A 13,623-nucleotide genomic window follows, 5' to 3' on the forward strand; every position below is an offset into this window, starting at 1 on the left:
AATCATACTAATGAATAAAAAAATATTTACCTATAAAAAAAGTGGAGTTAATATTGATGCTGCTGATAAATTTGTTGATTTCATTTCCTCAGTTTCATCAAAAAAAAAAGGCAAAAAAAAGTTTTCTAATATAGGTGGATTTGGTTCAATTTCTGACATCCCAAATCACATAAAACAGCCTAAGATTGTTGCTTGTACAGATGGCGTTGGTACAAAAATAGAGATTGCAAATACTCTCGATAAGTATGACACAATTGGAATTGATCTAGTTGCAATGAGTGTCAATGATTTAATTGTTCAAGGTGCAAAACCACTTTTATTTCTAGATTATATCTCTATTAATAAAATTGATTTAAAGAAACTTAAATCAATCATAAAAGGTATAGTTAACGGGTGTAAACTATCTGAGTGTGAGTTAGTTGGTGGTGAAACTGCAGAAATGCCAGGAACTTATGAAAAAGGTAAATTTGATATTGCTGGTTTTGCAGTTGGTGTTGTTGGAAAAAATAAAATTTTAAATAAGAATAAAATCAAAACTAATGATTTGATCCTGGCTATTCCATCTAGTGGGCTTCATTCAAATGGTTTTTCATTAGTACGATATCTAATTAATCAAAAAAAAATTGATATAAAGAAAAATAAATTTTTGAAAACTGAGTTGATTACACCAACTAAAATTTATGTTAAAGAAGTTCTTAAATTAATTGATCAAAATCTAATAAATGGATGTGCCAACATAACAGGTGGTGGATTAGCTGATAATATTAAAAGAATAATCCCTAATAACTTAGTTGCTAATATTAACTTAAGTAAAATTAAAACTTTAAAAATTTTTAAGTGGTTAAAGAATAACGGTATATCTGATAAAGAAATGCTTAAAACATTTAATTGTGGTGTTGGCTTTTGTTTAATAATTAATCCAAATAAATATGAAAAAGTTAAAAAGTATTTTGCTAAAGATTTTAAGCCCTATGTGATTGGAAAAGTTTTTAGAGGAAAAAATAAAGTTAAATTAAATGGTGCTATCAACTGGATCTAAAAAAATAAAAACTGCTGTTTTTATATCGGGAACTGGAAGTAATCTTAAGTCACTTCTAAAATTTTCAAAACTCAAAAAATCACCAATCTCAATAGAAATGATAGTTTCTAATAACCCTAAATCAAAAGGTTTAAACTTTGGAAAAATTTATAAAATTAGAAAAAAAATATTTAATTTCAAAAAACAAGCGTCAGCTGAAAAAGAAATCCTTCTCAAATTAGAAAAAAACAAAATTAACCTAATTTGCTTAGCAGGCTTTATGAAAATTTTATCAAAAAATTTTATACTTAACTTTAAAGGACAGATACTAAATATCCACCCGTCTCTTCTTCCAAAGTATAAAGGATTAAATACTCATGAAAAAGCAATAAGAAATAAAGACGAATATTCAGGTTGCACTGTTCATTTTGTGAATTCTAAAGTTGATTCTGGAAAAATTATTATTCAAAAAAAAGTAAAAATTAAAAAAGATGACACACCTAAGTCACTTGCTAAAAAAATTTTATATCAAGAACATAAATTATACCCTAAAGCTATCTTAAAAATTTCTAGTCTTTAAAGAAAAAATCAATTTCAATTTTAGCATTTTCAACACTATCAGATCCGTGAACTGAGTTTTTATCAATAGAAATTCCATATTTTTTTCTTATTGTGCCTTCTTCTGCATCTTCAGGATTTGTTGCTCCCATAAGCTCCCTATTAGCTAATACTGAATTTTCTTTTTCTAAAATCATTACAACAATTGGGCCAGATGATAAGTATGCACATAAATCATTATAAAAAGGTTTTGTTTCGTGGACTTTGTAAAATTTTTCTGCTTCAGACTTTTCTATTTTTATTTTCTTATCTTTTATGATTGAAAAACCTTTGTTTTTAAACATTTCTTTAATTTCATTATCTAGATTTCTTTCTACTGCATCTGGTTTAATGATTGATAGTGTTTGTTGTGTATTACTCATAATCATCCTCTATTAGTTTATTTAATAATCTGACTCCGTAGCTAGTTGCTCCACCTGAGTTTAAAGCTCCACCATATTTTGAAAACGCCATACCAGCTATGTCTAAATGAGCCCAAGGTGTTTTATTTAAAATAAATCTTTGTAAAAACTGTGCTGCAGTTGTTGATCCTGCACCACCAACATAATTTATATTTTGCATATCTGCATTTTTTGAATTTATAAGTTTGTCAAAATTTTTATGCAGAGGCATCCTCCACAATTTTTCCTCTACTTTGTCGCCTGCTTCCAATAATTGTTTCGCTAACTTATCGTTGTTTGAAAATAAGCCTGCATATTCAGATCCTAAAGAAACTATAATAGCTCCAGTTAAAGTTGCTAAATCAACTATAAATTTAGGTTTAAATTTTTTTTCAGTAAAAGTTAAAGCATCAGCTAAAACTAATCTACCTTCAGCATCCGTATTTAATATCTCAATTGTTTTACCGCTGTAAGATTTAACTATATCTCCAGGTCTTTGAGCGTTTCCACTTACCATATTTTCCACAAGTCCAACAACACCGACTACATTAATTTTCGCTTTTCTTATAGCTAAATTTTTCATTAAACCAACAACTGTAGCTGAGCCTGCCATATCATAAGTCATGTCTTCCATAAATTTAGCTGGTTTTAACGAGTAGCCACCAGTATCAAAACAAACTCCCTTTCCAACAAAAGCTAATGGTTTAGAATTATTTTTTGCTCCATTCCATTCCATAGTCACAAGATAAGATCCTCGAATACTTCCTTGTCCCACACCTAGCAAAGCATTCATTCCAAGTTTTTTTAATTTTTTTTTATCATATATATTTATTTTTAATCCAAATTTTTTAAGTGAATTAATTCTTTTTGTATATTCATCTGGGTGAAGGACATTTCCAGGTTCTGAAACAAGGTCTCTTGCAAAAAAACTTCCTTCCTCTAGTGCTTTAAATCTTAAATGATCTTGTGTAGATATTTTATTTTTATTCCCTATTACATTTATAAAAATTTGTTTTTTATTTTTTTTAGATTTATAAATATTAAATTCATAAGATTTTAATTTTAGTCCGTGAAGAAAATATCCTACAAAATTTTTTATTTTACTTTGAGCTGTATCTGAATTTATAAAGAAATCTTTTTTTTGTTCATAATTTACAAAACTATGAAATTTGGCTCCTAGATTTTCTACATCTGATATCTTGATATCTTTTTTAATAGATACTAAAAAAACTGTTTTTTTTGAATTAATTTTAAAAAAAAGTAGATCTTTTTTTAAATCACTAGTTTTTAGCAAATCTGAAACATATGAATATTCTATATCTGAAGTATACTTTTTTAAGCTGTTAATATTGAATTTTTCATCAACAAATAAGATTAGATTTGAAAATGCTTTTATTGGACTACTTTTTTTATAATTAATTTTAACAGTCATAAATTTTAAATACACTCTATACGAGTTGAATGCTATATATGAATAAAAATATCATATTTCAATGAAAAAAATTCTATATAGAAAATTTTTAACTGACTGTATAATTTTTTTTCTTGTCACATTAATCAGTACAGCAGTAATTATTTGGATTTTTCAAGCAGTTAACTATCTAGACCTAATCATTGAAGATGGGCGAGATTATATTGTTTATATCAATTATGCCTTATTAAATTTTCCAAAGATAATCAGCAAAATATTACCTTTTGCATTTTTTTTTAGTTTTTCGTATGTGATAGCTAAATATGAATTAAAAAATGAATTATTAATTTATTGGAATTTTGGTATTACTAAAATGAGCTTTGTTAATTTTTTTTTAACATTTTCAGTATTTTTATTTTTATTTCAAATTGCTTTAACAGCTATTATTGTTCCAAAATCACAAACTTTATCAAGATCTGTAATTAGAAGTTCTGATTATAATTTTTTTGATAATTTTATTAAAATAAAAAAATTTAATAGTGCAGTTAAGAGGCTGACAATATATACAGAAAGTAAGGATAAAGAAGGCAACTATAATAATATCTATATAAAAAAAGATACTAATAAAAATAATTTTCAAATCACTTATGCAAAAAAAGGGGTTTTTAAAAACAAGAATGGTATACCGGTATTAGAACTTTATAACGGTGAAAATATAAATTTAAATAATAACAAAATAACAAACTTTAGCTTTTCAAAATCTGAATTTAATTTATCTTTATTTTCACCAGACACAATTTTAGTAAAAAAAACACAGGAACATACAACATTAGAATTAATAGTTTGTATCATTAATTTAGCTGACACAAGTATAATAGATAAAGATAAAATTAAAAAAAAAATTAGGAATTGTGAGATAAACAATTTAGATAATATCGTTGCTGAAATTTATAAACGATTAGGTATTCCACTTTTTTTACCAGCGCTAATGCTTATTTCCTTACTGTTAATTATCTACTCTAAAGAGAAAGTTAACTATTTAAGGTATAGAACAATTATATTTCTAATTGGTTTTTTTTTAATAATTTTTTCAGAGTCAACAATAAGATTTATAAATGAATCATTCTTTAATAATTTAGTGATATTTTTAATTCCTATATTTACAATAATATTTTTATACACATATTTACTAATTAAATTTAAAGAGTCTTAAAATGAAAACTTATATAAAATTTATTACTAATATTTTTTTAAGATCATTTTTATTTGTTATTTTAATAACTTTCAGTCTTGTATTTATAATAAATCTTTTAACTGAACTAGAATTTTTTAAAAATATCAATGTAAGTGTTTTTTTTACAATTTATTTATCTCTACTAAACTCACCATCAATGATCTTTGAAATATTTCCATTCATATTTCTTATAACAACTCAATTATTTTATATTAAATTATTCAATAATAATGAAATACAAATTTTTAAATATTCTGGTTTAAAAAATTCTACAATACTCACAATAATAAGTTTAACCACTTTATTAATCAGTATTTTTATAATTAGTGTATTTTATAATACCTCCTCAAATTTAAAAAGTTTTTATCTAGAATTGAAAAATAATTATACAAAGGATGGCAAATATCTGGCCGTTATAAATAAAAATGGCCTTTGGATTAGAGACAAAATTGAAAATAAAATTTTTATAATTAATTCTACAAAAGTTAATGAAAATTTTTTAATAGATAGTTTTATTACTGAATTTGATACTAGCTACAATGTAATAAGAAATATTAAAAGTCAAAAAATCAATATCCAAAATAATGAATGGATAATTTTAAAACCTGAGGTTTTTGAAAATAATACGGCTAAAAAATTTGATAAAATTAAAATTAATTCAAATTTTAATTATAAGCGTATTAATAGCCTGTTTTCTAATTTATCTTCTCTCTCGTTTATTGAGCTAATTGAATTAAAAAAAAATTACGATTTATTGAACTATTCTACCACTGACGTCATTATTCAAATTCAAAAGATAATTTCTTATCCTTTTTATCTTGTACTAATGACTATATTTTCAAGTTTAATAATGTTAAGTAGCAAAAAAATTAATAGCAATACTGTTAAAATATCAATTGGTTTGTTTTTATGTGTGGTTATTTATTATTTAAATAATCTTTTAAATGTTATGGGCGCAACTGAAAAAATAAATTATATTTTATCAGTATGGTTGCCTCAATTATTTTTGACATTTTTGATATTATTAATGATGCATAAAATTAATGAAAAATAAACATACATATATCCTTATATTCATATTAATGAATATGTTAATTATTCCACATGTTAGCTCAAAGGAAATATTTAATTTTAATGTAACTGAAATAGAAATTTTACAAAATGGAAATATATTTAAAGGTTATAACGGTGGTGAAGCTTCTACAGATGACGGTATCTCTATAACAGCAAATAATTTTGAATATAACAAAATTGCAACAACCTTAATTGCAAGAAAAAATGTTAATCTAAAAGATAAAAGTAAAAATTTATTTATAATTGCTGATGAAATTTTTTATATAAGAAATATTGAAAAAATTATTGCAAGTGGAAATGTTCAAATTAAAGATGAAATTAATAATTTAATAATTAATGCTGATAAAATTTTTTATTTTAAAAATGAAGATAAAATAATTGCTAGTGGTAACGTTAGTTTAAATGATTTAACAAAAAATATAATTTTAGAAACAAAAAAAATAACTTATCAAAAAAACCTAAATAAAATTTTCACCGAAGGAAAAACCTATGCATATGTTAAGTCAAAATATAAAATTTATTCAAAAAATGTAACATATCTTTTGGATAAAATGAGCTTATATTCTTCTCAAAAAACAACTGTTAGAGACAATAAATTTGCAATTTACTCTCTTGATAATTTTAATTATCAAATTAATGATGAGTTTTTAAAAGGTAAAAATGTTTTAATTGTTGAAAATACACATTTGCCAATTGAAAAAAGAAACCAACTTAATTTTGAAAGCGGTTTTTTTGATTTAAAAAATAATAGTTTTAAAACTACAGGTACAAAAATTAAATTACAGAAAGATCTTTTTGATAAATCAGAAAATGACCCAAGACTGTATGGTGCTTCATCATTAAAAAAAAAGAACATTACTTCTGTAAAGAAAGCAGTTTTTACAAGTTGTAAAAAAACAGATCATTGCCCAGCATGGCAATTAGAAGCTTCGGAAATTAAACATGACCAAAAAAATAAAAAAATAATATATGATAATGCAGTCTTAAAAGTTTATGACGTACCTGTGTTTTATTTTCCTAAATTTTTTCATCCTGATCCAACAGTTAAAAGACAATCAGGTTTTTTACAACCTGAAATTAATAGCTCAAATATTTTAGGATCATCTTTAAGCATACCTTATTATCATGTAATTTCAGAAGATAAAGATTTTACATTTAATCCAATTTTTTTTACTAAAAATGCTAAAATGATTCAAAGTGAATACAGGCAAAAAAATGAAAATTCATCATTAATTGCAGATTTTGCTATTACTAACGGATACAAATCTACTTCCACACAAAAGAAAAAAAATATAAATCATTTTTTTTCTAATTTTAAAAAAGACCTCAAGATAAATAATTTTTTTACAAGTGATTTGAGTCTCTTTGTAGAAAGAATTTCGAAAGATACTTATTTAAAAATATTTGGAGACAATTTATCAAATAGTTCTGTGAAACCTTTGAATTCAGATGTAATGAATTCTGGATTTGATTTGTTGCTAGAAAATGAAACTTTTTTTTTATCTGGAGGTGCTAACATATACGAAGATTTAACAAAATTACAAAGTGATCGTTATCAATATGTTTTGCCCTATTATAATTTTTCTTTAAATTCTATACCGACTGATAATGGCACTATAAACTTTAGCTCTAGTGGAAATAATACTTTGGATAATACTAATAATGTAAAATCAAGAGTGATTAATAATGTAAGTTATAGCTTTAATGAAAAAATTTTTGAAAACGTTGGATTAACAAATAATCTAAGTTTTTATTTTAAAAATTTAAATAGTGTGGGAAAAAATGTTACCCAGTATAAATCAAGTCCACAGGTTGAAATTCAGTCATTATTAGAGCTAAATTCACAATTGCCTCTTTTAAAAAAAACAATGTTAAATAATCAAACTTTGGTACCAAGATTATCTTTAAGATTTAATCCCAGTGACATGATAAATCATTCTGATACTGAGAGAAAAATAAATATTAATAATATATTTGATATCAACAGACTTGGGCTTGAAGACAGCTTTGAATCAGGCAACTCTTTAACACTTGGAATTGACTATAAAAAAGAAAATATTAAAGATGAAGATAAATCTTTAGAAATAAAATTTGCATCAGTTTTTAGAGATAGTGAAGAAAAAAATGTTCCTTCACAAACAACTTTAAATAAAAAAAACTCTAATTTGTTTGGGTCAATTAATTATCAATTTTCTAAATTTCTAGATATAGATTATGACTTTGCAATTGATAATAAAATAAATAATTTTGAATATAACTCAATTGAACTTGGTTTATCCTTAAATAATTTTATAACAAAATTTAACTTTATAGAGGAAGATCTTGAATTAGGGAACACAAATATTTTTGAAAATACTACTTCTTACAATTTTGATGATTCTAACTCAATAAAATTCAGAACAAGAAGAAATAGAGAAATTAATCTTACTGAATATTATAATTTAGTTTATGAATATAAAAACGATTGTCTAACAGCAGGCATCAGATTCAACAAAACATATTATGAGGATAGAGATCTTAAACCATCTGAAAATTTGATGTTTACTATAAGCTTTTTTCCAATAACATCTATTGAACAATCTTTTAAATAAAAAATGTTTAAAAAAGTAAAAAAATTTATTTTTAGAATTTCTGCTATATCTCTGCTTATTTTGTTAAATGAGTCAAAAGTTCTATCTATTGAAAATAGTATTATTTTAAAGATTGATAACAAAATTATCACAAATATTGATATTCAAAATGAAGCTAAATATCTAAAAGCTTTAAACCCAAATTTACAAAGTTTAGATAAAAATAGAATAATAAAAATTGCTAAAACATCATTAATCAGAGAAAAAATAAAGGAAATAGAAATATCAAAATCTACCATTAGGGAAATTGATGATGAGTATTTAGATAATGTAATAAAATCTATTTATAAAAATCTTAATTTTAGAAATAAAGATGAGTTTTTAGCTTATATAAAATCATTCCAAATTGATATTGCCACAATAGAAAAAAAGCTTTCTAGTGAAGCATATTGGAATCAGCTGATATATAAAAAATTTTTTTCAAAATTAAAAATCGATAAAAAGAAAATAAAGAAAGAAATTTTGTCAAATAAGCAAACTTTAAATTCATATCTCTTGTATGAGATTTTTTATAATGTGGAAAACAATCCCGAATCTAAGGAATTATTTAAAAAAATTGAAAAAAGTATTTCTGTAGATGGATTTGAAAATGCAGCTTCAATATACAGTGTTTCTGAGAGTTCAAAAACTGGAGGTAAGCTAGGTTGGATTAGTGAAAATTCTATTGACAAAAAAATTTTAAGTAAGATTTTAAATTTACAGAATGGAGAATATACTTCACCAATTTTACTTCCTGGGGGGTTTTTAATATTATTCGTTAAAGATAAAAAAGAAATTAAAAAAGAGATTGATGTTGAAAAAGAATTAACTTTAAGGATAAGATCTTTAAAAAATCAACAATTAAATCAGTATTCAAATATATATTTTAAAAAAATAAAAAAAAATATTTTGATTAATGAAAAATAAACCAATTATCTTAGTTAATGGAGAGCCCAATAGTGTTTTTTTAGAAATATTTTTTAAATGCTTAAAATATAGAAAATATAAAAGTCCTTTGATTTTAATTTCATCTTTAGAATTATTGAAAATTCATATGAAAAAATGTAAGTTTAAAAAAAAGATACAGTTAGTAAGCTATAAAGACATCAACAAGTTAGAACTAAATAACAAATGTATAAATTTAATAGATGTTCAATTAAAATCTATAAAAAATTCAAAGAATATTACAAATAAATCCAATTCATTTATTAAAAATTCATTTGAAATTGCTCAAAAAATTATAAAACTTGGTTTTACTCAAAAATTAATTAATGGACCAATTTCTAAAACAAGTTTTTTAAACAAAAAATATCTTGGTATCACAGAGTTTCTGGCAAAAAGATCAAATACTAAAAAATTTGCTATGTTGATTTACAATAAAAATTTAGCAGTTTGCCCTATTACAACACACCTTCCTATTAAAAATGTCTCTAAAAGTATTACAAAAAATATAATCTCTGAAAAGATATCATTAATAAATGAATTTTATAAAAAATTAAAAAAAACTAAACCTAGGATTGCTGTTTTGGGTCTTAATCCACACTGTGAAAGTGTAGATAAATTCAATGAAGATGAAAAAATTATAACTCCCATCATAAAACATCTGAAAAAAATAGGATATAATATTAAAGGACCTTATCCAGCTGATACAATATTTTTAAAAAATAATAGAAAAAAATTTGATGTAATAGTGGGTATGTATCATGATCAAGTTTTAACACCCATTAAAACATTATTTGAGTATGATGCCATTAATATTACTTTGGGCTTACCTTTTAAGAGAATATCACCTGATCACGGGCCTAATGAAAAAATGGTAGGAAAAAATTTATCTAACCCATTAAGCTTAATAAGAGCAATTGAATTCTTGGATAAAAATTGATTAAAGCTAAAAAAAGTTTAGGTCAAAATTTTCTTACTGATAGAAACATTCTTGAAATTATATCTAATATCACACCAATTAATAATAAAACTATTCTTGAAATTGGTCCTGGCACTGGAAATTTAACATCTTTTATTTTAAAAAAAAATCCTAAAAAAATATTTGTAATTGAAAAGGATAATGATTTAGCCAAAAATCTTAATAGTACATTCAAAGATCAATTAACAATTATAAATGATGATGTTTTAAATATTGATGAAAATTTATTATTTAACGAAAAAGTAACAGTATTTGGCAATTTACCCTATAATATATCTACTGAAATATTAACCAAATGGATAATTAATTTAAAGGATAATTTTTGGTTTGATCATCTTGTTCTCATGTTTCAAAAAGAAGTAGCTGATAGAATAATTGCAACTTATAATAAATCAACTTATGGAAGATTGTCAATTTTAGCCAATTGGAAATTAAATGTTAAAAAGATCTGTGATATTAAGCCTAAGTCGTTCTCTCCAAAACCAAAAGTTGATAGCTCTTTATTGTTTTTTTCTCCTAAACAGGATTTTCATAAAATTAAAAACCCTAAAAACTTAGAAAAAATTACAAGAATATTTTTTAGTCAGCGAAGAAAAATGTTAAAAAAACCTTTTAATCAATTATTTAATGGTGATAAAAAAATATTAGATAAGCTTCAGATTGATTTAAATTTACGACCACAAAATTTAGACTTTAATACTTATTACAAATTAACTAGCGAATATGAAAAATTAAGAAGTTAATTTACTTACGTGACCTCTGATATATTCTAAATCATAATCCTTTGAACCATTATTTATTTCAGCCACAATTAAATTATTAATTTTAGAAAAACATTTTTCAAGATTATCGTTTATGACAACATAATCATAATTTATCCAATGCAAGACATCTCTCTCAAACTGTTTCATTCTTTCTTCAGCAATTAACTTGTCTTTCATGTCTCTATTAGAAAGTCTTTCAAACAATTCTTCTTTGCTTGGAGGAAGTATAAAGAAAGTTATCAATTTATAGTCAAGCTTTTTATTTTTAATTTGATCTGCTCCCTGCCAATCAATATCAAACAAAATATTTTTACCTTTATTTAACTTGTCAATTACTGGTGTTCTAGTTGTTCCATAAAAATTATTAAAAACTTTTGCATATTCAAGGAACTCTTCGTTTTTAATTAGTCTTTTAAACTCATCTTCCTTTACAAAAAAATAATCATTATTAGATATCTCATTTGGTCTTGGTTGACGCGTAGTGTGTGAAATGGAAATTTCAAAGTTATCTAATTCAGATAACATTTTTACCAATGTAGTTTTACCCGCTCCTGATGGAGAAGATAAAACAATCATTACTCCATCATTTAGTGATGGCATAGAAATAATTAGTTTGCTTTACCTTCAATAAACTTAACTGCATCTCCTACAGTTAAAATTTTTTCAGCTTCGCTATCTGAAATTTCAGACCCAAATTCTTCTTCAAAAGCCATTACTAATTCAACAGTATCTAAACTATCAGCACCTAAATCATCTATAAAACTAGACTCTTCAGTTACTTTTGATTCATCGATACCTAAGTGATCCGCTACAATTTTTTTTACTTTGCTTGAAACATCTTCTGACATATTGATCCTTTTTGTTATGAATTCTTAATAGTTTAAAAACCTATTTTGTCAAGCCATATACATGCCTCCATTAACATGCAAAGTCTCTCCGTTTATATAGCTAGATTGATCTGAACTCAAAAAAAGTACAGCATTTGCAATATCATCCGGCTCACCTAATCGGGCAGATGGTATCTTTGATACAATTACCTCTTTAAATTTATCGTCAATTTTATCAGTCATTGCTGTTTTAATGAAGCCTGGCGAAATGCAATTTACATTGATGTTTTTCTTAGCATATTCTATTGCAAGACTCTTTGACATTGCAACAATTCCAGCCTTTGATGCTGTGTAATTTGCTTGCCCTAAATTGCCAGTATGACCTACTACAGAGGTAATATTTACAATTTTTCCAGATTTATTCTTGAGCATCTTTTTTATAGCAAACTTACTCATTAAAAAAGTTGAAGTTAAGTTTATATTAATAACTTTTTGCCATTCATCTAGACTCATTCTTATTGCCAAGTTGTCTTGAGTAATTCCTGCATTATTGATAATGCCATCCAAACTCCCTCCAAGTTCATTGGTGGCATTTTCAATGAACTCTTCAATTTTTTCACTTTGAGAAATGTCAAATTTTAATATTTTAATATTGGTAAAATTCTTTTTTAATTCTTCTAGTTTTTCTGTTCTAGTTCCTGAGGCTAAAATATTTGCACCAGCCTTATTTAATTTTTTAATTATAGAATTTCCTATTCCACCTGATGCACCAGTTACTATAATATTTTTATTTTCTAAATTACTCATATTTTTAAACTTTCAATATCTTCTTGGTTATTTATAGTATCTATTTTCACTTCTCTACTAATTCTTTTAACTAAACCTGATAAAACTTTCCCTGGACCTATTTCAATGAAGTGATTAACTTCATTATTAATCATATTAATAACACTCTCTCTCCATCTAACTCTATTTTCAATTTGTTTAATCAACAAATCTTTGAGCTCTTCAACACTTATTATTTCATTAGCAGTAACATTTGAGATCAATTTATTTTGAACTTGGTTAAAGCTCAATTTATTTAATTCCTCACTCATAATATTTGTTGCTTTGCTCATTAATCCACAATGGAAAGGCGCACTCACTGGTAACTTTATATTTTTAATAGTATTTTCTTTTAAGACTAAAATAAGACGATCTAAATCCTCTATTTTCCCACTTAAAACTATTTGACCTTCAGAATTATCATTTGCAATTTCAACTTTAAAATTTTTCTCATTTTCTTTTAATATTCTTTCGATAATCTCTACGGTCGAGCCTAGTACTGCGACCATACCACCCTGTCCTTTTGGTACCGAGTTTTGCATAGCTTCACCTCTTATTCTTAAAATCTTTAAAGTATCAGAAAAATTCAAATATCCTGCACAAGATAATGCTGAGTACTCACCTAATGAATGTCCTGCAAAATATTTTGCTTTATTTAAATCAATATTAAATTCTTTTGTAATTACGTTAAATATTGAATAACTAATTAAAAAAATTGCAGGCTGCGTATTTGCAGTTAGGTCTAATTTCTCTTTTGGACCATCTGATATAAGCTTAGAAATTGAAAAACCAAGGGTTTCATCTGCTTCTTTAAATAGGTTTTTGACAAGGTCAAACTTGTCATAAAATTCCTTACCCATACCAACAATTTGAGAACCTTGCCCTGGAAAAATTACTGAAAACATAAAAAAAACTATCTATTTTGCCTTTTTAACTATTGTA

Annotated in this window: 14 protein-coding genes; 8 read left to right on the plus strand and 6 right to left on the minus strand. The window is 24.8% G+C overall.

Annotation, left to right across the window (positions count from 1 at the left end; translation table 11 throughout):
* The first annotated feature begins 10 nt into the window (after positions 1-10).
* Complete coding sequence (purM, locus tag ACIJYE_RS04745; RefSeq protein ID WP_435089633.1) at positions 11-1,039, plus strand: phosphoribosylformylglycinamidine cyclo-ligase; 1,029 nt, start codon at positions 11-13, stop codon at positions 1,037-1,039.
* A complete protein-coding gene (gene purN / locus ACIJYE_RS04750) occupies positions 1,017-1,598 on the plus strand; it encodes a phosphoribosylglycinamide formyltransferase (protein WP_435089634.1) in 582 nt (193 codons plus the stop codon). The genes purM and purN overlap by 23 nt, the downstream gene beginning before the upstream one ends.
* Here the strand turns inward: purN and ndk are convergent.
* Together ndk and ACIJYE_RS04760 are read right to left on the minus strand one after the other, a co-directional pair.
* Complete coding sequence (gene ndk / locus ACIJYE_RS04755) at positions 1,588-1,998, minus strand: nucleoside-diphosphate kinase (protein WP_435089636.1); 411 nt, start codon at positions 1,996-1,998, stop codon at positions 1,588-1,590. The genes purN and ndk overlap by 11 nt on opposite strands.
* Positions 1,991-3,448, minus strand: coding sequence for a leucyl aminopeptidase (locus tag ACIJYE_RS04760; RefSeq protein ID WP_435089638.1), 1,458 nt, complete (start codon positions 3,446-3,448; stop codon positions 1,991-1,993). The genes ndk and ACIJYE_RS04760 overlap by 8 nt, the downstream gene beginning before the upstream one ends.
* Positions 3,449-3,509: 61 nt before the next feature.
* On the opposite strand from ACIJYE_RS04760, the gene ACIJYE_RS04765 reads away from it, so the two are divergent.
* The 6 genes from ACIJYE_RS04765 to rsmA are packed head-to-tail and all read left to right on the plus strand — an operon-like array spanning position 3,510 to position 11,008.
* Positions 3,510-4,640 carry an LptF/LptG family permease gene (locus tag ACIJYE_RS04765; RefSeq protein WP_435089639.1) on the plus strand — a complete coding sequence of 377 codons (1,131 nt, stop codon included), beginning with the start codon at positions 3,510-3,512 and terminating at the stop codon, positions 4,638-4,640.
* Between the two features lies 1 nt (position 4,641).
* Positions 4,642-5,715, plus strand: a complete 1,074-nt coding sequence (locus ACIJYE_RS04770) for an LptF/LptG family permease (RefSeq protein ID WP_435089640.1) — start codon at positions 4,642-4,644, stop codon at positions 5,713-5,715.
* A gap of 28 nt (positions 5,716-5,743) precedes the next feature.
* A complete protein-coding gene (locus ACIJYE_RS04775) occupies positions 5,744-8,326 on the plus strand; it encodes an LPS-assembly protein LptD (RefSeq protein WP_435089641.1) in 2,583 nt (860 codons plus the stop codon).
* A gap of 3 nt (positions 8,327-8,329) precedes the next feature.
* Positions 8,330-9,271 carry a peptidylprolyl isomerase gene (locus ACIJYE_RS04780; RefSeq protein ID WP_435089643.1) on the plus strand — a complete coding sequence of 314 codons (942 nt, stop codon included), beginning with the start codon at positions 8,330-8,332 and terminating at the stop codon, positions 9,269-9,271.
* Positions 9,261-10,226 carry a 4-hydroxythreonine-4-phosphate dehydrogenase PdxA gene (locus tag ACIJYE_RS04785; protein ID WP_435089644.1) on the plus strand — a complete coding sequence of 322 codons (966 nt, stop codon included), beginning with the start codon at positions 9,261-9,263 and terminating at the stop codon, positions 10,224-10,226. The genes ACIJYE_RS04780 and ACIJYE_RS04785 overlap by 11 nt, the downstream gene beginning before the upstream one ends.
* On the plus strand, positions 10,223-11,008 hold the full coding sequence (rsmA, locus tag ACIJYE_RS04790) for a 16S rRNA (adenine(1518)-N(6)/adenine(1519)-N(6))-dimethyltransferase RsmA (RefSeq protein WP_435089645.1): 786 nt from the start codon (positions 10,223-10,225) through the stop codon (positions 11,006-11,008). Before ACIJYE_RS04785 ends, rsmA begins: the two co-directional genes overlap by 4 nt.
* On the opposite strand, the gene gmk is transcribed toward rsmA, so the two are convergent.
* Genes gmk through fabD form a run of 4 tightly spaced genes read right to left on the minus strand, consistent with a single transcriptional unit; the run spans position 10,997 to position 13,586 of the window.
* The gene (gene gmk, locus ACIJYE_RS04795; protein ID WP_435089647.1) at positions 10,997-11,629 is read right to left on the minus strand and encodes a guanylate kinase; all 633 of its coding nucleotides are present in this window, start codon (positions 11,627-11,629) and stop codon (positions 10,997-10,999) included. The genes rsmA and gmk overlap by 12 nt on opposite strands.
* 8 nt (positions 11,630-11,637) lie before the next feature.
* Positions 11,638-11,877 (minus strand): acyl carrier protein, encoded by a 240-nt coding sequence (locus ACIJYE_RS04800; RefSeq protein ID WP_085148712.1) that lies wholly within the window; start codon positions 11,875-11,877, stop codon positions 11,638-11,640.
* Positions 11,878-11,925: 48 nt separating this feature from the next.
* The gene (fabG, locus tag ACIJYE_RS04805; RefSeq protein WP_435089648.1) at positions 11,926-12,663 is read right to left on the minus strand and encodes a 3-oxoacyl-ACP reductase FabG; all 738 of its coding nucleotides are present in this window, start codon (positions 12,661-12,663) and stop codon (positions 11,926-11,928) included.
* A complete protein-coding gene (gene fabD, locus ACIJYE_RS04810) occupies positions 12,660-13,586 on the minus strand; it encodes an ACP S-malonyltransferase (RefSeq protein WP_435089650.1) in 927 nt (308 codons plus the stop codon). The genes fabG and fabD overlap by 4 nt, the downstream gene beginning before the upstream one ends.
* Positions 13,587-13,623: the final 37 nt, after the last annotated feature.

This window comes from Candidatus Pelagibacter bacterium nBUS_30 (genome assembly GCF_051201245.1).
Lineage (GTDB): Bacteria > Pseudomonadota > Alphaproteobacteria > Pelagibacterales > Pelagibacteraceae > Pelagibacter.